Annotated in this window: 16 protein-coding genes; 9 read left to right on the top strand and 7 right to left on the bottom strand. The window is 72.2% G+C overall.

What is annotated here, in order from left to right; all coding sequences use genetic code 11:
- Nucleotides 1-35: 35 nt before the first annotated feature.
- From Asi03nite_RS22775 to Asi03nite_RS22765, 3 genes are all read left to right on the top strand, one after another.
- A complete protein-coding gene (locus Asi03nite_RS22775; RefSeq protein ID WP_203682464.1) occupies nt 36-1691 on the top strand; it encodes a thiamine pyrophosphate-binding protein in 1656 nt (551 codons plus the stop codon).
- 38 nt (nt 1692-1729) lie between these two features.
- The gene (locus tag Asi03nite_RS22770) at nt 1730-3469 is read left to right on the top strand and encodes a non-ribosomal peptide synthetase (protein ID WP_203682463.1); all 1740 of its coding nucleotides are present in this window, start codon (nt 1730-1732) and stop codon (nt 3467-3469) included.
- Nucleotides 3470-3565: 96 nt separating this feature from the next.
- Nucleotides 3566-5116, top strand: a complete 1551-nt coding sequence (locus tag Asi03nite_RS22765; RefSeq protein WP_203682462.1) for a 4-hydroxyphenylacetate 3-hydroxylase family protein — start codon at nt 3566-3568, stop codon at nt 5114-5116.
- Nucleotides 5117-5195: 79 nt separating this feature from the next.
- Here Asi03nite_RS22765 and Asi03nite_RS22760 read toward each other — a convergent pair whose 3' ends face one another.
- Together Asi03nite_RS22760 and Asi03nite_RS22755 are read right to left on the bottom strand one after the other, a co-directional pair.
- Nucleotides 5196-5462 carry a MoaD/ThiS family protein gene (locus tag Asi03nite_RS22760; protein WP_239102865.1) on the bottom strand — a complete coding sequence of 89 codons (267 nt, stop codon included), beginning with the start codon at nt 5460-5462 and terminating at the stop codon, nt 5196-5198.
- Nucleotides 5463-5476: 14 nt separating this feature from the next.
- Nucleotides 5477-6343: a formylglycine-generating enzyme family protein gene (locus Asi03nite_RS22755; protein WP_203682461.1), complete on the bottom strand. Its 867-nt coding sequence runs from the start codon at nt 6341-6343 to the stop codon at nt 5477-5479.
- Between the two features lie 179 nt (nt 6344-6522).
- On the opposite strand from Asi03nite_RS22755, the gene Asi03nite_RS22750 reads away from it, so the two are divergent.
- Both Asi03nite_RS22750 and Asi03nite_RS22745 read left to right on the top strand, forming a co-directional pair.
- On the top strand, nt 6523-8070 hold the full coding sequence (locus Asi03nite_RS22750; protein WP_239102864.1) for an alpha/beta hydrolase: 1548 nt from the start codon (nt 6523-6525) through the stop codon (nt 8068-8070).
- Between the two features lie 76 nt (nt 8071-8146).
- Nucleotides 8147-9166, top strand: coding sequence for an alcohol dehydrogenase catalytic domain-containing protein (locus tag Asi03nite_RS22745; protein WP_203682460.1), 1020 nt, complete (start codon nt 8147-8149; stop codon nt 9164-9166).
- Between the two features lie 78 nt (nt 9167-9244).
- Here Asi03nite_RS22745 and Asi03nite_RS22740 read toward each other — a convergent pair whose 3' ends face one another.
- The 3 genes from Asi03nite_RS22740 to Asi03nite_RS22730 form a co-directional block, all read right to left on the bottom strand.
- Nucleotides 9245-10834 carry an MFS transporter gene (locus Asi03nite_RS22740; protein ID WP_203682459.1) on the bottom strand — a complete coding sequence of 530 codons (1590 nt, stop codon included), beginning with the start codon at nt 10832-10834 and terminating at the stop codon, nt 9245-9247.
- 115 nt (nt 10835-10949) lie between these two features.
- Entirely contained in the window at nt 10950-12104 is a 1155-nt protein-coding gene (locus Asi03nite_RS22735; RefSeq protein ID WP_203682458.1) for an epoxide hydrolase family protein, read from the bottom strand.
- Nucleotides 12105-12248: 144 nt separating this feature from the next.
- Nucleotides 12249-13622, bottom strand: a complete 1374-nt coding sequence (locus Asi03nite_RS22730) for an FAD-binding oxidoreductase (protein WP_203682457.1) — start codon at nt 13620-13622, stop codon at nt 12249-12251.
- A 285-nt stretch (nt 13623-13907) separates the two neighbouring features.
- Between Asi03nite_RS22730 and Asi03nite_RS22725 the strand changes: the two genes are divergently transcribed.
- Nucleotides 13908-15467, top strand: coding sequence for an MFS transporter (locus Asi03nite_RS22725; RefSeq protein ID WP_239102863.1), 1560 nt, complete (start codon nt 13908-13910; stop codon nt 15465-15467).
- A 34-nt stretch (nt 15468-15501) separates the two neighbouring features.
- On the top strand, nt 15502-16737 hold the full coding sequence (locus tag Asi03nite_RS22720) for an acyl-CoA dehydrogenase family protein (RefSeq protein ID WP_203682455.1): 1236 nt from the start codon (nt 15502-15504) through the stop codon (nt 16735-16737).
- Between the two features lie 107 nt (nt 16738-16844).
- Here the strand turns inward: Asi03nite_RS22720 and Asi03nite_RS22715 are convergent, their stop codons facing one another.
- On the bottom strand, nt 16845-18221 hold the full coding sequence (locus Asi03nite_RS22715) for an FAD-dependent oxidoreductase (RefSeq protein ID WP_203682454.1): 1377 nt from the start codon (nt 18219-18221) through the stop codon (nt 16845-16847).
- Entirely contained in the window at nt 18218-19582 is a 1365-nt protein-coding gene (locus Asi03nite_RS22710; protein ID WP_203682453.1) for an FAD-dependent oxidoreductase, read from the bottom strand. Before Asi03nite_RS22710 ends, Asi03nite_RS22715 begins: the two co-directional genes overlap by 4 nt.
- Nucleotides 19583-19909: 327 nt before the next feature.
- Here Asi03nite_RS22710 and Asi03nite_RS22705 point away from each other — a divergent pair, with 327 nt between their 5' ends.
- Nucleotides 19910-21253, top strand: coding sequence for a nucleotide disphospho-sugar-binding domain-containing protein (locus Asi03nite_RS22705; RefSeq protein WP_203682452.1), 1344 nt, complete (start codon nt 19910-19912; stop codon nt 21251-21253).
- Nucleotides 21250-22617, top strand: a complete 1368-nt coding sequence (locus Asi03nite_RS22700; RefSeq protein WP_203682451.1) for a condensation domain-containing protein — start codon at nt 21250-21252, stop codon at nt 22615-22617. The genes Asi03nite_RS22705 and Asi03nite_RS22700 overlap by 4 nt, the downstream gene beginning before the upstream one ends.
- Nucleotides 22618-22679 lie beyond the last annotated feature (62 nt).

The raw sequence follows: 22679 nt of genomic DNA, 5'->3' as shown, positions 1-22679 counted from the left end.
GACACGGGCACGGCCGGACGACACGAGGAGTGACCATGACGGCATTTCCCGACGCCATCGGCGGCACGCTGGCCCGCTCGGGTGTGCGATACGCGTTCGGCCTGGTGGGCGGAGGCAACATCCTCACCGTCGCCGGCCTGACCCGCGCCGGGATCCGGTACGTGCCGGCCCGGCACGAGGCCGGCGCCATGGCCATGGCGGACGCGTACCACCGGGTCAGCGGCGAAGTGGCGATATGCACCACGTCGCACGGCGCCGGCCTGACGAACGCGGCGACCGCACTGGCCGAGGCGGTCAAGCACGGCAGCGGCGCACTCGTGGTGTGCGGCGACGCCCCGCTGGCCGGTCGCCGTCCCCATGACGTGGACCAGGCCGCCTTCGCCGCCTCCCTGGGCGCCCGGGTCCTGCGGATCACGGACCCCGCGTCGGCGATGCGGACCGTCGCCGCCGCGCTGCGCCTGGCGCGCGCCGGCAGCCGTCCGGTCGTGCTGTGCGTGCCCGGCGAGATCGTCGCGGCGGACGTGCCCGATGCCGCGCCCGCCGACGTCGCGCCGGCCGGCGAGCTGACGGCGCCGGGCGGTCACGAGACGGTGGCCGGTCCGGAGCTGGCGGCGGTCGCCGACGCCATCGCCCTCGCCCGCCGGCCGGTGCTGCTGGCCGGCGCCGGGGCGTGGCGCGGCGGCGCCACCAAAGCCATCCTGGACCTGGGCGAGAGGCTCGGCGCGCTGTACGCGACCACGGTCATGGCCAGCGGCCTGTTCGCCGGCCACCCCTGGTGCCTGGGCGTCTTCGGCGGATTCGCCCCGCCGGCGGCGGCGGAGCTGATCCGTGACGCCGACCTGATCATCGCCTTCGGCGCCAGCCTGGACCCGTTCACCCTGCACCACGGCCTGCTGGTGCATCCCGCCGCGACGCTGGTGCAGGTCAACACCGCCGCGGGTGACCCGCCGGCACGGGCAGACCTGACCGTGCGGGCCGACGCGGCGGCGGCCGCCAGCGCGCTGCGCGACGAACTGGACGCCCGGGGCGTCCCGGCCTGCCACTGGCGCGACTCACTGGCGAGCCGGAAGGATCCGCCCGCCGGGCAGCATCCCGACGACGACGGCCGCGCCGACGGACGGATCGACCCGCGCACCCTGACCGCGGCGCTCGCCCGCCTGCTGCCGGTGGAGCGGACCGTGGTGCTGGACGGCGGCCAGTTCATCGAATGGCCGATCCGCCACTGGCCGGTGCCCGACCCGGCCGGGCTGGCGTTCATGGGAGCGGCCTTCCAGACCATCGGACTGGGCCTCGCCGGCGCGGTTGGCGCGGCCGCCGGCCGCCCCGACCGCCTCACCGTCGCCGCCGTAGGCGACGGAGGCGCCCTGATGGGCCTGCCCGAACTGGAGACGCTCGTCCGTACCGGCGCATCCGCGCTCGTCGTCGTCTACGACGACGCCGCTTTCGGCTTCGAGGTCCACATGTACGGGCCACGGGGCGCCGACCTGCGGACCGCGTCCTTCGCGGACACCGACTTCGCCGGCATCGCACGGGCCCTCGGCGCGGCCGCCCAGACGGTCCGCGAGATCGCGGATCTACGGGTCGTACGGTCCTGGTCGGCGCGTGGCTGCCCCGGGGTGCTCCTGCTCGACTGCAAGGTCTCCCGCGATGTGGTCGCCGGGTTCCTGAGCGAGCTGATCGCCGGCCGCTGACGCCGGGGACCGGCGACCGTACCTGGAAGGAGTAGGTCATGCAGTTCGAATCCATCGACCAGTGCTTTCGCGCGCGGGTCCGGCGAGACCCGCACGCCGTCGCGGTGGTGTCCGGTGATCGGCGGCTCACGTACCGGGACCTGGACGAGCGGGCCGGTCGGCTGGCGGGCCGGCTGCGCGACCGCGGGTTGCGCCCCGGCGACGTCGCGGCCGTCCTCATGCGGCGCTCGCCCGACCTGGTCGTCGCGATCCTGGCCGTCGTCCGTGCCGGCGGCTGTTACCTGCCGGTTCATGACGCCTATCCGCCGCCGCGCCGGCAGCAGGTGCTTGACGACGCCGCGGCGACGATCCTGCTGTCGGACGCCGATCAGGACCCCGGCGAGCTGCCGCGCGTGAGGCACGTCGTGCCGGTCGGCCCGGGACTCGACGACTGCCGTCCCCTGGACGAGCCGAGCCCGGCCCGGCCACACGACGCGGCCTACGTCATGTACACCTCCGGTTCCGAGGGCACGCCGCTGGGTGTCCTGGTCAGCCACCGCGGCGTCCTCGGGCTGGCGCTCGACCCGTGCTGGGACGGCGGCAACCACGACCGGGTGCTGATGATGGCGCCGCACGCGTTCGGCGTCTCCACCTACGAGCTGTGGGTACCCCTGCTGCGTGGCGGCACCGTCGTCCTGGCGCCACCGGGCGTGGCCGACGGCCCGGCCCTGCGCCGGCTGATCGAACGCCACGGCGTCACCGCGCTGCACGTGACCGCCGGCCACTTCCGGGTGCTGGCCGACGAGGCGCCCGCCTGCTTCGCCGGGGCGCGGGAGGTGCTGACCGGCGGGGACACGATCTCGGCGTCCGCCGTGCGGCGCGTGCTCGCCGCCTGCCCGGGACTGGTGGTGCGGGCCATGTACGGCGCCACGGAGGCGTCCTCCTTCGCGACGAGCTGGCCGATGACGGATCCGCCCGGGGCCACCGTGCCGGTGGGCCGCCCGCTGCGGGATGTGCGCGCGTACATCCTCGACGACCGGCTGCGGCCGGTCGGCAAGGACGTCGTGGGTGACCTCTACCTCGGCGGTGGACGGCTCGCGATCGGGTATCCGAGCCGTCCCGACCTGACGGCCCAGCGCTTCCTGCCGGACCCGTTCGCCGGCGGTGACGCACGGATGTACCGCACCGGCGACCTGGCCCGGTGGACGGCGGACGGCCTGATCGACCATGCCGGGCGAGCCACCGAGCAGGTCAAGATCCGGGGATTCCGGGTGGAGCCGGCCGAGGTGGAGAACGTGCTGGGTGGCCAACCCGGGTTGTCCGACGTCGTGGTGACCGCCCGCGAGGGCACGGCGGGGGAGCGGCGGCTGGTCGCGTACGTGGTCGCCGCGGGCCCGGTCGACGTGGACGCCCTGCTGGCCCGGACCCGGGAGCACCTGCCGTCCTACATGGTCCCGGCCGACGTCGTGGTGCTGGACCGGCTGCCGCTGACGCCGAACGGCAAGCTGGACCGCCGTGCGCTGCCGGCGCCGGACACCGGCCGGCGGGCCCCGTACCGGCCGCCGGTCACCGACCGCCAGCGCGTGCTGTGCGACCTGTTCGCCGAGGTGCTGCAGGCGGACGCGGTCGGCCTGACCGACAGTTTCTTCGACCTCGACGGCCAGTCGCTGCTGGCGCTGCGCCTGGTGGGGCGGATCCGGAGCGAGCTTCTGGCCGAGGTGGGCGTGGCCGACATCTTCGACGCTCCCACCGTCGCCGAACTGGACAAGCTGCTCGAGGCGCGGACGACCGCGCCGTGAGGCCGAGGCGGGCGTGCGGGGTAAGCCGTGCCGCCTCGATTGTTCGCCACTGACCCACCGTGTCGCCCATGCGGCGACGGCAAGGAGCGTGATCGCGTGACCGACCGCCCGAAGACACGTCCGCTGACCGGGGACGAATACGTGGAGAGCCTGCGTGACGGCAGGGAGATCTTCCTGTACGGCGAACGGGTCAAGGACGTGACGCGGCACCCGGCGTTCCACAACCCCGTGCGCATGCTCGCCCGCCTCTACGACGCGCTGCACGACCCGCGGCACCGGGACGTGCTCACGACGGCGACCGACACGGGGAGCGACGGGTACACCCACCGGTTCTTCAGAACGCCGCGCAGCGCGGCGGACCTGGTCGCCGATCAGCAGGCCATCGCGGCCTGGGCCCGGCTGGGCTACGGCTGGATGGGGCGCAGTCCCGACTACAAGGCGTCCTTCCTCGGCACCCTCGGGGCGAACGCCGACTTCTACGCCCCCTTCGCGGACAACGCCCGGCGCTGGTACGCGCGGTCGCAGGAGCAGGTGCTGTACTGGAACCACGCGATCGTGCACCCGCCGGTGGACCGCGGCCTGCCACCGGAGAAGGTGGCGGACGTCTTCATCCACGTGGAGCGGGAGACCGACGCGGGCGTCGTGGTGAGCGGGGCTAAGGTCGTGGCCACCGGCTCCGCGATGACGCACTACAACTTCATCGCGCACCACGGCCTGCCGATCAAGGACCGCCGCTTCGCCCTGGTCGCCACCGTCCCCATGGACGCGCCCGGCATGAAGCTGATCTGCCGCACGTCGTACTCCGCCTCGGCGGCGGTGATGGGCAGCCCGTTCGACTACCCGCTCTCGTCGCGCCTGGACGAGAACGACGCCATCCTGGTGCTCGACGAGGTCCTGATCCCCTGGGAGAACGTCTTCATCTACGGCGACGTGCCGAAGGTGCAGTCGTTCAGCGCACGCTCGGGTTTCCTGGAGCGGTTCACCTTCCAGGGCTGCACCCGCCTGGCGGTGAAGATCGAATTCCTGGCCGGGCTGCTCGCCAAAGCGCTGGAGCTGACCGGCACGCGGGACTTCCGTGGTGTGCAGAGCCGGCTCGGCGAGGTGCTCGCCTGGCGCAACGTGTTCTGGGCGCTGTCCGACGCCGCCGCCCGCAATCCGGTGCCGTGGCGCAACGGCGCGGTGCTGCCCAACCCGCAGTACGGCCTGGCCTACCGGTGGTTCATGCAGATCGCGTACCCGCGCATCCGGGAGATCGCGATGCAGGACGTGGCGAGCGGCTTGATCTACCTCAACTCCAGCGCCGACGACTTCCGCAATCCCGAGATCCGGCCGTACCTGGAGCGGTTCGTGCGGGGCTCCAACGGCGTGCCCGCACAGGAGCGGGTCAAGGTGATGAAGATGCTGTGGGACGCGGTCGGCACCGAGTTCGGGGGCCGCCACGAATTGTACGAGCGCAACTATGCCGGCAACCACGAGAGCACCCGGGTCGAACTCTTCTCCGCCCAGCTGGCCAGCGGTGATCTCGACCGGTACAAGGCCTTCGTGGACGACTGCCTCAGCGAATACGACCTGGACGGCTGGACGGTGGGCGACCTGGAGTCGTTCACCGGCTTCCGCGATCTGCGCAACTCGGCGCTCAACGGCTGAGGACGCCGTCCGCGTCCGCTCACGCCGCGGCCCCGGCGATCCCGGAGAACCGGGTTCGTCGGGGCCGCTCGCGGAGACGTCAGCCGCCGGCCATCGGCGCCACGATGGTGATCGTGCTGCCCGCGGCCACGACGGTCTCGGCGCGGAGCTGCCGGGGAATCAGGTCGTCGTCGACCACGACGTTGAGGTAACCCAGCGGCTCGGAGTCCGGGCCCAGCAAACGGCGGCGGTATCCGGGGTGGTCGTCGGCGAACCGCTTGAGCACCGCGTTCAGCGACCCCTCGGTTCCGGAGAACTCGGTTCGGTGCCCTTCGGTCCACACTGACGGCAGAACAATCCGTACCACGTCACCCTCCAATGTCAGTCGTCTCGCGCGCACCGGAAGCCGTGCGCGAAGCTGGACCACCCGTGCGGGTCACCGTGTATGCGTTCGGCACAGCGGACCTGGTACCGGAAGTTCATCCAGGATCCGCCGCGGATCACGCGGTACCGGCCGGTGGCCGCGCGGACGGTGGGATCGCACTCGGTTGCCGGGTGGTAAAGGTAGGAGCGGGTGGAGGTCCATTCGTAGACGTTCCCGGCCATGTCGCGGCAGCCGAACGGGCTGTCGCCGGGCCCGGCGAAGGAACCGACCGCTGTGGTCAGGGGCATCGCGCCCTGCTGCTCGACCATCGCGATCCACCACTTGCGCCACGCGTCCAGCGTGGTGAGCGTGCCGGCGTGGTGCTCGGCGGTATTGGCCTCGTGGCCGCCCCAGTCGTCGCCCCACGGCCAGATCCGGAACTGCGGGCCGCGGGCGGCGTACTCCCATTCCTCCTCGGTGGGCAGGCGATTGCCGGCCCATTTCGCGTACGCTGTCGCGTCGCCGTAGGAGATGTGCACCACGGGGTGCTCGTCGAGGCCGTCGAGGTTCGTGCCGGGACCGCCCGGGGACCGCCAGTGCGCGCCGTCCCAGTCGCCCCAGCCGTCGACGCCGTAGACCATGCTGAAGCCGCGCCGCTCGGCGTCGGTGCGATAGCCGCAGTCGTCGACGAAAGCCCGGAACTCGCGCACCGTGACCGGATCCCGGTCCAGGTGGAACGTCGCGACGGTGCGGTTCACCTGCGGAGTCTCATCCTGGAACCAGATCCGGGGCAGCGGCTGATCGCTGCGCTCGAGCCAGTCCAGCATCCACGGCGGTGTGCCGATGGCGAACGAGCCGCCCGGGATGCGCAGCATCGGTCCCATGTCGTCTCCTGCGATCGTCGTGAGTCGGCGCCAACGCCGGTCGCTGCGGGGCGTGTTTCTTGAAATGTATTCGGTGATGGCTGCGAATGCTTATTCCAGAATGCGCAGATGGGTCGGACGGTTCCCTGGTAATTGCTTCTAGAGTGGGATCGGCTATTGATTCCGGAAGGGTGAGAGACATGAATTCACGCGCTCGTGCGACGCGGATGCGCCGCAGCCGGACGGCGTCGGGGCGTTTCCTTGTGGCGGCGCTCGCCGTGGCTACCGCGAGCGCCGCGGCCGTCGTCGCGCCGTCCGCACCGGCCCGCGCCGCCCGGCCGCCCGGCCCAGCCCGCGTCGCGGCGCCCGACTGGCGGCCGTGTCCGGACGCGGCGCAGGCGGCGGCGGGTCTGCAGTGCTCGTCGGTGGAGGTGCCGCTCGACTATCGGGCGCCGGCCGGTCGCACCATCACCATCGGAATCTCACGCCTGCCCGGCACCGATCCGGCTCGCCGCCGCGGAGCGCTGGTGCTGAACCCGGGCGGCCAGTTCGCCTCGGAGCTCTCCCTGCCGTTGCGGCTGGTGGCGCTGGGGCTGCCGAGCACCGTCCGCGAGCGTTACGACCTCATCGCGTTCGATCCCCGGGGCATCGGCGCGAGCACGCCGGTCACTTGTGATCTCGACGCGCCGCACCTGTTCACCATCCCGCCGGCACGCTATGCCCGGGTCCGCGCGGACATCACGGCGGACGCGGGGCGGATGCGGGCGATCGCCGACGGGTGCGGCTCGTCCGGCTCCGCCGCGTCCCTGCCGCACATGACCGTCGCGAACGTCGCACGGGACCTGGATCGGATCCGGCAGGCGCTGGGGGAGGAGCGCGTCTCCTATCTCGGCTACTCGTTCGGCACCTACATCGGCGCGGTGTACGCGACGCTGTTCCCCGGGCGTACCGACCGTGTGGTCCTGGACAGCGTCGTGGGTCCCGGCGGCATGGACCACACCTGGTCCCGGCGTCTGGGACTCGGCGCGGAGCAGCGGTTTCCCGATTTCGCGGCGTGGGCCGCCGACGAAGATGTCAGGTACGGACTGGGCGACACGCCGCATCGGGTCCGCGCCACCATGTCCCGGCTCGCCGGACGTCTGGACCGTGCGCCGGTCGAGCGCATCGACGGCAGCCTGCTCCGGTACCTGACGTTCGCGCTGCTGTTCTCCGACGCCACCTTCCCGGCGCTGGCCCAGTTCTGGGCCGTCCTGAACAAGGCGACGTCGGGCAGCACGCTGGACCCGGACGAGGTGACCCTGCTGCGCCAGATGTCGAACACCGCCTTCGACTTCTCCGGGCTGCTCCATCTGGCCTGCAACAACGTCGAGGGCTGGCCGCGGGGGGTCCGGGCGTACGAGCGAGACGTGGCGCTGGACCGCGAGCGCTACCCGCTTTTCGGGGCCGCGTCGGCTGGTCTCTGGCCGTGCGCGTTCTGGCCCGCCCGGACGGTGGAGCCGCGGGTACGGATCAGCGACGACGGTCCCTCCGACATCCTCATGGTGCAGAACCGGCGTGATCCCGGCACGCCGCTGGCAGGGGCGCTCCAGACGCGCCGGGCCCTGGGGCAGCGGGCGCGCATGATCACCGTCGAGCAGGGCGGCCACCTGGTCTATCTCCACTCCGGCAACGCCTGCGCGGACGCGGCCGTGACGCAGTTCCTGGTGCTGGGCGTACGCCCTGGCGCCGATCGGGTCTGCCCGCGCTGACCGGCGCGGGGAACCGGGCGGGTACGAGCCCGCGGTGGCCGCGTGCCCGTCCTGATGAAGGAGAGGGTGTGGTCGCATGAAGGCGGCTGTCGTACCGGCGGTCGGACAGCGGTGGGAACTGCGGGAGGTGGCGACGCCGCGGCCGGGGCCGGGCCAGGTGCTGGTCCGGGTACACGCGTGCGGGGTCTGTCACAACGACGTCTGGCTCAGCCGTGGCGTCCTCCCGTTCCCGCCGCTCGATCCGGTGATCACCGGCCATGAAGCGGTGGGCGAGGTCGTCGAGGCGGGGCCGGGCGTCACCGCGCGCAGGCCCGGGGACCGGGTGGGTGTCACCTGGGTGCAGGGCACGTGCGGACGATGTGCGTACTGTCGTCGTGGCCTGCCCCTGACCGGCCAGTCCGGGATGAACTGTGCCGAGCCGGTGATGACGGGTGTCACCGTGCCGGGCGGGCACGCCGAGTACGTGGTCGCCCTGGTCTCCGGCACGGTGCCGCTACCCGACGAGCTGGATTACGAGACGGCCGCACCGCTGCTGTGCGCCGGCTACACCGCCTGGAGCGCGTTGCGCGCGTCCCGTGCGGCGCCGCGCGAGCGTGTCGCGGTCCTCGGGCTCGGCGGCGTCGGGCACCTCGCCGTGCAGTATGCCCGTGCCTGCGGCTTCGAGACGGTGGCGGTGACCCGGTCCGCCGAGAAGCAGGAGCTGGCGCGCAAGTTGGGCGCCGCTCTCGTGGTGGCCGACGGTACGCAGCTGCGTGAGTCCGGCGGGGCCGACGTGCTGTTGGTGACCGGAACCTCGTACGCGGCGGCCGGCGAGGCCCTGGCCGGTGTGCGGCCCAACGGCCGGGTCGTGCTGGCCGGGATCGATCCGCAGGGCGCGTTCACCATCGGCCCGCGCGACATGGTGTGGGCGAACCGGCTGCAGATCGTGGGGTCCACGCACAACGGGCCGCAGGAGTTGCACGAGGCGTTGCGCATGGCGGCCGAGGGCGCGGTCACACCGTTGGTGGAGACCTTCGACCGGGAGCAGGTGGCCGAGGCGGTCGACGCGGTGGAGCGCAACGAGGTGCGCTTCCGCGCGGTCGTCCGATACGCGTAGGGCTCCGGACACCGAGAGGCCGGCGGTGTGGTCAGATGACCACACCGCCGGCCTCTTCTCGGGGGAGAGAGTGTCAGGTCAGTGAGCCGCCCGGGTCACCGGGTCGGCGGTTCCCACCTCGGCCTCGGGCTCCGCGGCCGGAGCCGCCGAGCCGCCGCTGGAGGGGAGCTCGCGCAGAGTGGTGAAGGCGAGCACGGCGGCGCCCACCATGACCGCCGCGCTGGCGATGGCCGTGCCGTGCAGACTCGTGGTGATGGCGTCGAACGCGTTGTGCAACAGGACTGTGGCCTGATCGCCGGGAAGCGCCTTGGCGCTCTCCATGGCGCCCGCCACACTCTCCCGGGAGGCGGCGGCCTGCTCGGCCGAGAGGCCGCCAGGGGTGCGGAACTGGTGGGTGTAGAGGGCGTTGCCGATCGAGCCGATGACCGCGACGCTGACGGCGATGCCGAGCTCGCCCGCCGTCGACGTCATGGCGGCCGCCGAGCCGGCCCTCTCGGGCGGGGCGGACTGCATGGCCAGTGCCGCGCACATGCTGCCCATCGGACCCGTTCCCAGGTTGGTCACCACGAGCGCGGCGACGACGAGTGCCAGGTTGCCCGAGCTCCCGAGCTGGGTGAGCATCAGATATCCCACCGCGGCCAGCACCACGCCGCCGGCGATGACGTAGGCGGGCCGGATCCGGCGGATCAGCAGCGGGGTCAGCTGCATGATGATGATCATCGAAATCGCCGACGGCAGCAGCCACAGGGCCGTGACCACCGGCGACAACTGCTGTACCGACTGCAGGTACAGGTAGACGAACAGTTGGTTGCCGGCGACGAGCCCGGCGCACATGGTCAGCAGCAACGCGGACCGGAAGATCTTGTGATGGAACAGCCGGAGGTCCAGGAGCGGGTCGGTGAGCCGGTTCTGCCGGCGCACGAAGAGCACACCGCAGACCAGGCCGACGACGATGGCGAGGATGGTCAGCGCGTCGGCGCCGGTGCGGGTGATCTGCTTCAACCCGTAGACCGCGGGCAGGATGGCCGCGAGGGACAGCACGATGCTCAACGGATCGAGCCGCCCGGCCTGCTCGTTGCGGAACTCCGGCAACAGGGCCGGTCCCAGCGCCAGCACGAGCACCATGATCGGCACGGCGACCAGGAACACCGCACCCCACCAGAACGATCCGAGGAGCAGGCCGCCGATGATCGGGCCGAGCGCGGTGCCGCCCAGGAAGCAGCTCATCCAGACGGTGATCGCCATGGTGTGCTGCTGGGGGTCGCGGAACATCGCGCTGATGAGCGCCATGATCGAGGGCATCAGGGTCGATCCGGCGACGCCCAGTAGCGCCCGGGCGGCGATCAGCGTCGCCGCGTTGTCGGCGTAGGCGGCGATCACCGAGGCCACCGCGAAGCCGGCCGCACCGAACAGCAGCAGTCGCTTGCGGCCGATCCGGTCTCCCAGGTTGCCCATCGTGACCAGCAGCCCCGCCAGCATGAACCCGTAGATGTCGGTGATCCACAACTGCTGCACGCTGCTGGCGCCGAGGTCACCGCTCAGGTGCGGCAACGCCAGGTAGAGCACGCTGATGTCCATCGACACGAGAATGGTGGGCAGGGCCAGAACGGCCAGGCCGATGAATTCCCGTCTGCCGGCCCGCGTAGGGATCGCGGCGGTCGCGTCCATGCTTTCTCCTTCGTCGTCGTCGGCGTCAGCGGGCAAGGCGGCATGCTCGCATAACGAAAAAAATATTGTACGTAAAAGGTCTGCTTGTCAATCGAATCGAGCAGGCCCCGATGTCTCAGCGCAGGGACCGGAAGAAGTCCCGGACGTCGCGTACGAGCAGCTCCGGCTGCTCCAGGGCCGCGAAGTGGCCGCCCCGGTCGAACTCGGTCCAGTGCGTGATGGTGGCGATGTCGCGGTCGGCGAGCCGGCGGATCGGCACCAGAACGTCGTGCGGGAACACCGCGACACCGACAGGCACCTTGATCGGGTCCGGACGAGCTCCACTCGCCGCCAGGCGCAGGTCCTGGGCCCCTTCGTAGTAGTGCTGCGCGGACGATCCGGCCGTCGCGGTGAACCAGTAGATCGAGACGATCTCCAGGAGCCGGTCCCGGCCGACGGCCTCGCGCCCGTCGCGCCCCGGTCCGCTCCACTCCCGGAACTTCTCGGCTATCCACGCCAGCTGGCCGATCGGCGAGTCGGTGAGGCCGTACGCGAGGGTCTGCGGCCTGGTCGACTGCACCTTCATGTAGCCGGAGAGCTCGGCGTCGAACCGGGCCAGCCGGGCCAGCCGCAGCTGATCCCGCGCATCCAGGTCCGCCAGCTCGGCGGGATCACCGCTGGGGAAGGTGAGCAGCATGTTGACGTGCACGCCGGCGGTCCGCTCCGGCGCGATCCGCCCCAGCTCCAGGGAGACGACCGACCCCGCGTCGCCGCCCTGTGCGCCGAAACGCGGGTAGCCGAGGTCCGCCATCAGCCGGGCCCACGCCTGCGCGACCCGATGCGCGTTCCACCCCGTGCTGGTCAGCGGGCTGGAGAACCCGAATCCGGGGATCGACGGGATCACCAGATGGAACGCGTCGGCCGGGTCACCGCCGTGACGGCGCGGATCGGTGAGCGGGCCGATCACATCGAGGAACTCGGTCACCGCCCCGGGCCACCCGTGGGTCAGCACCAGCGGCAGCGCCCCCGGCTCCGGCGACCTGACGTGCAGGAAGTGCACGGTCGCTCCGTTGATCTCGGTCTGGAACTGCGGGTAGTCGTTGAGCCGCCGCTCGGTCGCCCGCCAGTCGAAGCGGCGCAGCCAATGGACGGCCAACTCCTCCAGATAAGGACGCGGCACGCCGCGTTCCCAGTCCACGCCGGGCGGCTGGCCGGGCCACCGGCTCCCGGCCAGCCGCCGGTGCAGATCGTCGATCTGGCTCTGCGGGATGTCGATACGGAACGGACGCATGCCGGCTCCCATCGGGTCCATGGAGACGGCCGGGACAGCGGCCGCCGTGCCCAGCGTCCCGGCCGGTCGCCGGCGCCTCATCTCGTCGGTTGCGCATCGGCCCGGCCGGCGGCGATGTGGCAATCCGGGAGAAGGCGCGAGCCGTCACGCCAGCGCGGTGGCATGCGGCGCGATGTCACCGCGGAACAGTCCGTCCGGGTCGACCCGCAGCCGCACCCGGTCGGCGCGGGCGACCGCCGCCGCCTCCAGGTGCCCCTGCGGCTGATCGAACGACTCCACGAAGGACGGGACGGTCCGGCCGGTGTCCCACGGGCGCAGCGCGGCGCGTACCCTCGCGCAGTGCTCCCGCAGCGCCTGCGGGGTGACCCCGCCCATCGGCACGCCGGAGCCCGCGTACGAGTACGCGCCCTCCAGGTGGCTGAGCGCCCCGCCGCCGGGCGCCGGGACCGCGAAGGCGCCGCCGAGCTGGCGGAGCCCCGCGGCGATCAGCGGCGATCCCGAACCCTCGCCGAGCACCTCGAGGAGCCTGCCGATTCCGTCGTCACTCAACTCCCGCAGCAGCATGTGATCGCCGATGACGGGCAGCGGCCGGTCCGGGTCCATGTGCGCGTGCAGCACGCCGGACACGTCTGTCGTGGCCCAGGTGTCCAGGACCGGCTCGGCCACCGAACGCAGCGGCCCGAGCAGCTCGCGCGCCACCGAGGCGGACGGATCGTCGTCGCAGACCACCGCACCGTCCACGCTGACCATCACCCCGGCGGACAGCTGCGGGGGACCGCCCGGCACCGGTGGCAGATTCATCACCCGTAGCGAGGTGGTGGCGGTGCGCGGCGCCTGCCCGGCCCAGTCCCGCCAGATCCGCACCAGCCGCTCGGCGTGGACCGCGGGCCACCAGGCGGAGCCGGTGTGCACGTGCCGGACCGGCACGACGCCGACCTCGACGGCGGTCACCACGCCGAACCCGCCACCCCCGCCGCGCAGCGCCCAGAACAGCTCCGGGTCCGTGTCCGCGGTGACGTGCAGCATCTCGCCGTCCGCGGTCACCAGGTCGATCGCCCGGATCGTGTTCGCCGCCAGGCCGACCATCCGGCCGTAGAAACTCATGCCGCCGCCGAGCAGATACCCGACCGCTCCCACGGTCGGGGAGGAGCCGTGCGCCACGGTCACGCCGTGCGGCGACGTGGCCGCGACCACCTCACCCCATCGCGTGCCGGCCGGGATGCGCACCGCCCCGGTCGCCGGGTCGACCGAGACGCCGCCCCGCAGCGCCGTACGGACGAGAAGCCCGCCGTCGACCGGGCGGACGCCCGCGCTGGCATGCCCCGTGCTGTGGACCCGTACGCCGAGACCCTCGCCCCGGGCGTACCGCAGCGCTTGCCGGACCTGCTCGATCGTGTGTGTGGTGACCGCGGCCGCGGGGCACGGAACCGCTGCCAGATTGAACACCTCGGTCGCCGCCCGGTAGCCGGGGGCGCCCGGGGGGAAGGCCGCGGCGCGCTGGTGGTTGACGGAAGTCATCGGCTCGAACGTCCTATCGCTGGGTGAGCGTCGTGATCTCGCGGCATCGCCAGTCCGCCGGCGATCCGGCCAGTCTGAGCGGTGCCCGCCGGGGGCGACCACTTCATCCGTGCGCGGACCGTGCCGCCGAGCCGGCCCAAAAAGATCGAGCATCTTCGGAGAAGGCCGGCGTCGCGCGCGGTGTGAGACTGGCGCCCACAACGTCGATCCGCTTTCCCGGGCACGGCAGAAAGGCCGCTCATGAACAGTCCTGTCGCATCACCGTCCCGCGCCGGCAGACGTGAAATGATCGCCCTGGCCGTGTTGATGCTTCCCACCGTCCTGGTCGCGCTGGACCGCAGCATCCTCTACCTGGCGCTGCCGCACATCGGCGCCGATCTGCACGCGAGCAGCGTGGAGCAGCTGTGGATGACCGACATCCACGACTTCATGATCGCCGGCCTGCTGGTGACGATGGGTACGCTGGGCGACCGGATAGGCCGTAAGCGCCTGCTGTTCCTCGGTCTCGCCGGGTTCGCCGGAGCGAACCTGCTCGCCGCGTACGCCACCACCCCGGAGATGCTGATCGGGGCGCGCGCGCTCGTCGGCATCGCGGGCTCGACCATCATGCCGTCCACGATGGCGTTGATCAGCGCCATGTTCCGCGACCGCCGCCAGCACATGACGGCGATCGCGGTGTGGATGGGCTGCTTCACCGCCGGGAGCGCGGTCGGCCCGGTCATCGGCGCCGGCCTGATCGAGGAGTTCTGGTGGGGTGCGGCCTTCCTCATCGGTGTACCCGTGACTCTGCTGGCCGTCCTGCTCGGCGCGCGGCTGCTGCCGGAACACCGCGGCGCCACGGCCGCCCGGATCGATCTGCCGAGCGTCGTCCTGTCGCTGGCGGCGATCCTGTCGGTGGTCTACGGGCTCAAGCAGCTCTCCCGCGACGGCGCCGCCACCACGTCCCTGCTCGCCATGGTCCTCGGCGTGCTGTGCGCGGCGATGTTCGTACGCCGGCAGCGGCGCCTGCCCAACCCGCTGCTCGACGTCCGCCTGTTCGGCAACCGTGCCCTCAGCTCCGCGCTCGTGCTGACCCTCTGCACCGGCATCGTCTCCGGCACCATCCTCTTCGTGTACCTGTATCTGCAGTCGGTCGCGGGCCTGTCGCCCAGTGCCACCGCGCTGTGGCTGCTGCCGTCGACGCTGACGACCGTCGTGGTCATCCAGGTCGCTCCGCTGCTCGTCCGGCGGATCCGGCCGGCGTACGCGATCGGGATCGGGCTGGTCGTCCAGGCCGTGGGCTATCTCCTGCTGACCGGGGTGGACGACAGCGGCGATCTCGGCATGCTGGTGACCGGTTCGGTCATCGCCGGGATCGGCCTGGGACCGCTGGCCGCCCTGGGCGCCAGCCTGACCCTGCAGGCGGCGCCGCCGGACAAGGCCGGCTCCGCCGCCTCGCTCACCGAGACAGCGGGCGAACTCGGCATCGCGCTGGGAGTGGCGACCATCGGACTGTTCGGCGCGGCGGTGTACCGAAACACCATCCAGCTCGACCCCGGCCTTCCCCCGGAGGTCGCGGCGGCGGCCGGCGACAGCGCCGCGGGCGCCTTCTCCGTTGCCGGCAGCCTCCCGACCGACCAGGCGCAACGGTTGTTCTCCGAGGTCTTCGGCGCGGTGACGGCGAGCCTGCACGGCACCGCCGTGGCAAGCGCCGCCGTGGCCCTCGCGGCCGCGGTCGTCGCGGTGACGGCCCTGCGGCACGTCGCGCCCGTCGGCCGCTCGTCCGCCGGGGACGCCGCAGCCGCGGCTTCCACGGCCCTCCCACGGCAGGACGCCCCGATGGCGCGCCCGGACCGCGTGAGCTGACCCCGCGGCCCCTCGAGACAAAGGATCTGCAGCGATGAGCATCGCCGTCACCGATCGCGAGTACCCGTCGTCCGGTCACCCCGAGCCGGACCTGACACCGGAGGACCTGCTCGCCCGGGTCGCGGCACTCGTACCCGGGCTGGTCGAACGGCAGGCCGAGACCGAGCGGCGCACCTACTACGCGCCCGAGGTGCATGACGCGTTCACCCGTGCCGGCCTCTACCGCATCCTGGTCCCACGCCGTTACGGCGGATACGAGTTCGGTGCCGAGACGTTCATGCGCGTGGCCATGACACTGGCTCGCGGCTGTCCCTCCACCGGGTGGATGTACCTGTTCGGGGCGGCTCACGCGTTGCCCATGGCGACGCTGTTCGACCGGCCGGCCCAGGACGAGCTGTTCCGCGGCGGCGACTTCATCTGCCCGGTGACGGTCGTGCCCGGCGGCACGGCCGAGCGCGCCGGTGCGGGGCACTGGAGGATCAGCGGGACCTGGTCCTACTGCTCCGGCGCGCCGTATGCCACCCACTTCGCCGGCCACACGCTGGTACCGGGGGAGAACGGCGAGCCGGAGCCGATGCTGTTCGTCGTCCCGCGGCGACAGTGGACCCGGCTGGACGACTGGGGCGGCCAGCTCGGTCTGCGCGGCAGCGGTTCGCACAGCATCACGGTGGACGACGCCCTGGTGCCGGACCGCTTCACCGTGCGCACCCATCTCAGCCAGGTGACGGTGCCGGGCGACACGCCGGGACGCCGGCTGTACGACAATCCGGAGTACGGCGGCGGCCAGCTCAGCTTCATGCTGCTCGAACTGGGGGTGCTCGCCGCCGGGATGGCGCGCGGCGCGCTCGACGCCTACGAACAGCTCATGACGGCCCGCACCACGATCTATCCGCCCATCCACAGCCGTGCCGACGACGCCGACTACCAGTTCCGGTACGCCGAGGCCAGTGCCATGATCGATACGGCGGAGGCGGCGGCGCTGGACGCGGTGCGCCAGTGGAGCGCGCTCTGCGCGCGGGAGCCCGCGGCGTTCGGCCGGGCCGAGGAACTGCGTCTGGCGCTGATCAGCAGGGAGGCGGTCCGGCTCTGCTGGCGTGCCGTGGAGAGCCACCTGTTCCCGACGGCGGGCTCCAGCTCGGTCCGGCACGGCCAGCGCATCGAGCGGGTATGGCGGGACATGTCGATGATGCACAGCCATGCCGGCCTGGGGGTCTTCCTGGCGCATCACGCGAACCGGGAATTCAGCCGGGCTCGTTTCGGTCGCGGCTGACCGGGCGCGCCGGCCTGGGCCGCGCCGCACGCATGCCGGCCGGCCCCGGTCCGCGATCAGTACGCGGGCCGGGGCCGGCCGGACGTGGTCCCAGGCCAGTACGGCTGTCAGTTCGGCGCCGTGTCCCGTGCCGGCCGCACCGGCTGGGCGGGGCTCGCGGCGGGCCGGCGCAGCGCGTGCCGCAGCACACGGGCCATGACGGACGGGCGCATCAGCGCCTGCGGCGGGTCGACCAGGCCCGCCACGCGCATGAGCGCCTCGGTGACCCGGGCGTCCCGGCTGGCCGCGTACTGCAGGCGGGCCATGTACGCGTTGCCGGCCCGGACCTTGAGCGTGCGCCGCCCCTGCACCTGGGGGAAATCGAGATCGCCACCGGCGGAGATCTCCCACGGTACGTCGATGATCGCAGCGATGTCCGCGAAGAACCGCTGTGGCCGTACCGTGGCGGCCGTCCGCAGATGATCGCGGAGTACCAGAGCCTCGAGCGCGGCCACCGACATCCCTTGGCCGTAGACCGGGTTGAAGCTGCATGCCGCGTCACCGAGCACGATGAGCCCGTCCGGGAAGCGGCCGAGTCGCTCGTAGCGTCGCCGTACGCTCGCCGGGAATGTGAACGAGACCGGATCGTCGATGGGATCCGCGTCGCGAATCGACTCGTACACCTCGGGCACCGGAAGCGAGCGGCAGAACTCGAGGAAGCCCTCCGGGTCGGTCGGCGGCCGGTCACCGAGAATCCCGGTCAGCGACAGAATGCACAGGCCGGGACCCACCTGGCCGAAGAAGGCGCCCCTGGGGTGGGCCGGCGAGGCCACCGGGTTGATCGACTGCACCCCGTCGAACATCTCCGGACGCGATCGGTACAACCTCGTGGTGTACGCCAGGCCGATCTTCACACGGTCGGCGGCGGGCCGCTGGTAGCCCCATTCCGCCAGCCACGCCGGGGTCCGCGAACCCCGCCCGGTCGCGTCGACGACCAGAGTGGCCTCGATGAGCTCGTCGTCGGTGGCCCCGGCGTCGCGCACCCAGACACCATGGACACGTCCACCGCCCGGTGTGCCCGCCAGCCGCCGCACGTCGCAGCGCTCGCGGACGGTCACCGACGGCAGGGCCGCCACCCGAGCGCTGACATGGTGCTCCAGCACCGGCCGCAGCGCGGTGACCGACAGCAGACCGGTGTGCGCCGGCTGCAGCCGGCGGGCGTGGAAGTACCACCTCATCTCGCCGAGGTCGCCGGTGGGAACGCCGGCGGTGCGCAGCTCGTCGGTGAGACCCGGGAACAGCTCCTCGAAGATCAGATGGCCCCGGGCGTGCAGGCCGTGCGCGTGCCGGGTGTGCGGCGCACCCGGGCGGGACTCGCGTATGCCGAGGATCCGGTCCCGGTCGACGACCACGACCCGCTCGTACGTCTCGGCCAGCACCCGTGCGGCCAGTAGTCCGGCCATGCTGCCGCCGAGGACGACGGCGCACCCACGTGCGGCGCTCATGCGGCCACCCCCTGGCCGGCGGGCCGGGACCCGGACCGGCGGCCGTGACGGAGCACGCGCAGCAGCATGCCGGGGCTCATCAGAGCCTGCGGCGGCTCGACGAGCCCGGCCACCCGCATGAAGGTCCGGGTGACCTGCCCGTCGTGGACGGCGGCGCGCTGCAGCCGGGACAGGTAGGCGTTCATCAGCCGTACCTGTGCGGTGCGGCGGCCGGCCACCTGCGGATAGGCCAGATCCGCGCCGGCGGAGATGCCCCACGCCAGGTCCACGATCGGCGTGGTCGCGGCGTAGAAGGCCCTCGGATCGACGACGGAGCCCGAACGCAGCTGATCCCGCAACGCCAGGGCCTCCAGCGCGGCGACCGACATGCCCTGGCCGTAGACCGGGTTGAAGCTGCACAGCGCGTCGCCCATCACCAGCAGGCCCTGTGGAAGGGTGGCCAGCCGGTCGTACCGGCGCCGCACGCTGACCGGATACCTGAACGACGTCGCCTCGCCGACCGGTTCGGCATCCCGGACGGCATCGTGGATCTCCGGCACGGGCAGCGATCGGGTCCAGGCGAGGAAGCCGTCGAGATCGGCGGGGGCGCGGTCGCCCAGCACGCCGGTCAGCGACAGCGCGCACAGCCCGTCCTCGATCCGGGTGAAGAACGCGCCGCGCGGATGCGAGGGGCTGGACACCGGATTGATCGAGACGTCGGGGCCGAGAACGGCGTCGGACCGCAGCCGGAACCGACGTGTGGTGTACGTCAGGTCGATCTTGACCCGATCCTCGGCGGGACGCGGGTAGCCGAGTTCGGCGAGCCACGCCGGCGTACGCGAGCCCCGTCCCGAGGCGTCCACCACCAAGTCGGCGCCCATGGCCTCGCCGGCGCCCGCGGGGCCGCCACCGATGCGTACCCCGACGACGGTGTCGCGGTCCGCCGTCGTGACGAGGCCGTCGACATCCCGGCCCTCGAGGAATGTGACGTTCGCCAGCCGGGCCACCGCCTCCCGCAGATGCCGCTCGACCATGGGCCGGCTCGCGGCCACGCAGGTCAGCCCGGACGACGCGGATTGCAGACGCCGGCCGTTGAAGTACCAGCGGACGGTATTCGACAGGTCCGAGAGCGGCGCCCCGTCGGCGACCATCCGGTCGGTGAACCCGGGCAGCAGCTCCTCGATGACCTGCTGTCCGCGAGCGAGCAGCCCGTGCACGTGGCTGCCGTGCGGGACGCCGCGCCGTGCCGTGGCACGTCCGGTCAGCTCGTCCCGGTCGACTATCACCACCTCGGCATGAGCATCCGCGAGTACGCGAGCGGCGAGCAGACCGGCGACGCTGCCGCCGATCACCACCGCGCGCTGTCCCACAGGCATCGCCATGGCGTCACACCCTTCCCTGGCCGGGAACGTCCGGCGGCGCCCGGTGAGAGAACGTCCCGGGATCGTCGGCAGGACGACGCAGAGGGGCCGCGGCGGAGGTTCATTCTCGGCCGGCGCTTCCGCGCCGGCTCCCACACGGTCGCACCGTCCCCGCGGGACGGACGACTCCCAGCTTGCCCAGCCGGTCACCCGGGGGCTGGCCTGCGCACCCTGAGAGATGCCCGCCCGGAGGGCCGGATGGTGCACTGATCCGGTCCGTCACGCCGAGCGCCGGATCCGGCCGTCGGCTCGGGGACGAGTCATCCCGAACCCACTGTGGGAGTACACATGCGCGTGCTGTTCGCCACCATTCCGCATCCGACCCACTCCCTGCAGATCGTGCCCTACGCCCAGGCGCTGCAGAACGCCGGTCACGAGGTGTGCGTCGTGACCGGTCCCGGCGGGGAGGGCGACCTCCTGTCCGGCGGGCTGGCGGCGGTCTCCTTCGGTGAGCCGGTGCCGCTGTCGCTGGCCAACTGGAAGAAGCACGGCCTGCTGCCGAGCCAGGAGATGCGCGAACGCTTCGCCGACGCGTTCGATCTGGATCCGGTCGACCGGGACCACTGGGACGTCTTCTACCAGTACTACTCGCTGAACGCGCGGTTCTTCCTGCCGCGCGAGCACCGGGCCGACATCGACGGGATGGTGGAGTTCGCCAAGGTCTGGAAGCCCGACCTGGTCCTGTGGGAGTCCTGGTTCCCGCTCGGCGGCGTCATCGCCCGGGCGTGCGGCGCCGCCCATGCCCGGGTTCTGCTCGGCCCCGACTACCTCGGATGGTCCGTCGAGCTCTTCCGCGAGCGCGGGAACGCCGCGGTCGCGGCCCTCGGCGGCAACCCCGTGGTGGAGGCGGTCGCCCCGGTCGCCGAACGACACGGCCTGCGGGTGGACGACGACCTCCTGCTGGGACAGGTCACCATCGATCCGCTGCCGGAGGAGCTGCGGCTGTCGCGGCGCCTGACCACCCTGCCGGTACGCGGAATCCCGTACCACGGTGGCCATGTCCTGCCGGAATGGCTGCACCGCCGTCCGGAGCGCCCGCGTATCGCGGTGTCGCTGGGGCTGTCGGTGCGGCTGTGGCAGACCGGCGGCGACACCCGGGTACCGAAGATCATGGAGGCCGTCGAGGGCCTCGACGTCGAGGTGGTGGCGACCCTGAGCGAGAACCAGCTCGCCTCCACCCCGCGCGTGCCGGACAACGTGCGGGTAGTCGAATTCGTACCGCTCTCGCACCTGTTGCCGACGTGCACCGCGATCGTCTATCACGGTGCCGGCGGTACGTTCCGGGCGGCCCAGGCGGCCGGCATTCCCCAGATGATCATCGATACCGAGGAGCCGCACCGCCAGATCTTCAGCGGGGAGGGCGACGACATCCGGGTGAGCAACGCCGACCGCCACCAGGATTCCTGGTTCTGCTCCAAGTACATCACCGAGCGAGGCGCCGGCGTACGGATGAACCACCAGAAGCAGTCCGCCGAGGAGATCCGCGCCGAGCTGGTGCGGTTGCTGGAGGATCCGGCCTACCGCAAGGGCGCCGCGACCCTGCGCGACGAGTGGCTCGCGAAGCCCAGTCCCGCGGAGATCATTCCGGATCTGGCCGCGCTGGCGGACGGCGGGGAGCGCGGAGGCCGATGAGCCTAACCGAGGAGACGCCCGCCCCGGCCGCCGCCTTTCCGCTCTCGCTCCAGCAACAGTTCCTGTGCGGACTGGACAGGGGGGACGAGGGCGGCTCCTTCGGCGCCAAGCACATCGTGTCGTCGTGCTGGCGCCTGCGCGGGCCGCTGCGCCCCGAGGTGCTGCAGGCGGCGCTCGACGACCTCGTCGACCGGCACGAGATGCTGCGCACCGAGATCAGCCGCGGGGACGGGGCCCGGACGCAGCGGGTCCGGGCCGCCGGTGCGGTGCGTCTGAGCGTCGAGGATCTGTCCGGCACGGCGGCCGCCGACCGTGACCGCCGTGCTCAGCAGTTCCACAACACGGTGGAGGCCGCCCGCTATCCGGTACGGGAGCTGCCGCACCTGCGGGCGGCCCTCGGCCGGTTCGACGCCGACGACGCGGTGCTGGTGCTGGTGGTGCACCACGTCGCCGGCGACGGATGGTCGATGCGGGTGCTCATCGAGGACTTGGCGACGGCGTACGCGCGGCGCCGCGGGGCGGCGGTACCCGATCTGCCCCCGGTACCCCAGTACCGTGACTTCGTCACGGAACAGCGCCGGGCCCTCGGCACGGCGGACGTCGACGAGCAGCTGGGGTACTGGCGGGAGCGGCTGGCCGGCGCCCGGATGACCACCATCCCGACCGACCGGCTCGCCGGGGACGACACCGTGCCGGCGTACACCGACCTGCGCGGCCTGGTGGAGGCCGGCCTGACGGCGGCCACCCTGCGCCTGGCCCGGACCGCCCGGTGCTCGCCGTTCATGACGTACCTGGCGGCGTTCGCGGTGCTGCTGGGACGCCGGTGCGACACCGCCGACGTGGTCGTGGGCAGTTTCAGCTCGGGGCGCGGCACGCCGTCGTTCGCCGGCACGGTGGGGCCGTTCCTCAACTTCCTGCCGTTGCGCATCGATCTGTCCGGGTGCCGCACGTTCACCGACGTGCTCGGCGAGACCCGCCGCACCTGCCTGGGCGCCTACACCCACGAGGTGCCCTTCCCGCTGGTCGAGGAGCAGGCGCCGGAGCTGATGGCCGGCGCCGGGCCGGGACGGGACATCCTCGGGTTCGAGGTGCTGCAGTTCCCCGCTGGCATCGAGGGCCGGCGGGTCGGTGACCTGGTCTACACCGAACTGCGCGAGCGTGTGCTGTCGGCCCGGGACAGCTGCGACATCCCCGACGGCGGGCTGTGGGCGCTGGACGTCCTGCCGTCCGGGGGTACGGTCAGCAGCCTGAAGTTCGACCGCCGACTGCACGACGAGTCGTCGATGCGGACGCTGTCGGACGACTTCGTCGCGTTGCTCCGTGCCGTCGTCGAGCGGCCCGGACAGCCGTTGCCCCGCTCCTGACCGTCACAAGGACGCCGCAAGGGCGGGTACGCCGTGGAGGCCGTACCCGCCCTTGCGGCGTC

This window comes from Actinoplanes siamensis (assembly GCF_016862395.1).
Taxonomy (GTDB): domain Bacteria; phylum Actinomycetota; class Actinomycetes; order Mycobacteriales; family Micromonosporaceae; genus Actinoplanes; species Actinoplanes siamensis.
The sequence above is the reverse complement of the archived record's forward strand: the minus strand, read 5'-3'. Positions and strand labels throughout refer to the sequence as shown.

What these genes read in the sequence shown, in the direction of transcription:
- Asi03nite_RS22775 (WP_203682464.1), top strand. Translation starts at nt 36, where the DNA reads ATGACGGCATTTCCCGACGCCATCGGCGGCACGCTGGCCCGCTCGGGT.
- Asi03nite_RS22770 (WP_203682463.1), top strand. Translation starts at nt 1,730, where the DNA reads ATGCAGTTCGAATCCATCGACCAGTGCTTTCGCGCGCGGGTCCGGCGA.
- Asi03nite_RS22755 (WP_203682461.1), bottom strand. Translation starts at nt 6,343, where the DNA reads ATGGGACCGATGCTGCGCATCCCGGGCGGCTCGTTCGCCATCGGCACA.
- Asi03nite_RS22750 (WP_239102864.1), top strand. Translation starts at nt 6,523, where the DNA reads ATGAATTCACGCGCTCGTGCGACGCGGATGCGCCGCAGCCGGACGGCG.
- Asi03nite_RS22745 (WP_203682460.1), top strand. Translation starts at nt 8,147, where the DNA reads ATGAAGGCGGCTGTCGTACCGGCGGTCGGACAGCGGTGGGAACTGCGG.
- Asi03nite_RS22740 (WP_203682459.1), bottom strand. Translation starts at nt 10,834, where the DNA reads ATGGACGCGACCGCCGCGATCCCTACGCGGGCCGGCAGACGGGAATTC.
- Asi03nite_RS22735 (WP_203682458.1), bottom strand. Translation starts at nt 12,104, where the DNA reads ATGCGTCCGTTCCGTATCGACATCCCGCAGAGCCAGATCGACGATCTG.
- Asi03nite_RS22730 (WP_203682457.1), bottom strand. Translation starts at nt 13,622, where the DNA reads ATGACTTCCGTCAACCACCAGCGCGCCGCGGCCTTCCCCCCGGGCGCC.
- Asi03nite_RS22725 (WP_239102863.1), top strand. Translation starts at nt 13,908, where the DNA reads ATGATCGCCCTGGCCGTGTTGATGCTTCCCACCGTCCTGGTCGCGCTG.
- Asi03nite_RS22720 (WP_203682455.1), top strand. Translation starts at nt 15,502, where the DNA reads ATGAGCATCGCCGTCACCGATCGCGAGTACCCGTCGTCCGGTCACCCC.
- Asi03nite_RS22715 (WP_203682454.1), bottom strand. Translation starts at nt 18,221, where the DNA reads ATGAGCGCCGCACGTGGGTGCGCCGTCGTCCTCGGCGGCAGCATGGCC.
- Asi03nite_RS22710 (WP_203682453.1), bottom strand. Translation starts at nt 19,582, where the DNA reads ATGGCGATGCCTGTGGGACAGCGCGCGGTGGTGATCGGCGGCAGCGTC.
- Asi03nite_RS22705 (WP_203682452.1), top strand. Translation starts at nt 19,910, where the DNA reads ATGCGCGTGCTGTTCGCCACCATTCCGCATCCGACCCACTCCCTGCAG.
- Asi03nite_RS22700 (WP_203682451.1), top strand. Translation starts at nt 21,250, where the DNA reads ATGAGCCTAACCGAGGAGACGCCCGCCCCGGCCGCCGCCTTTCCGCTC.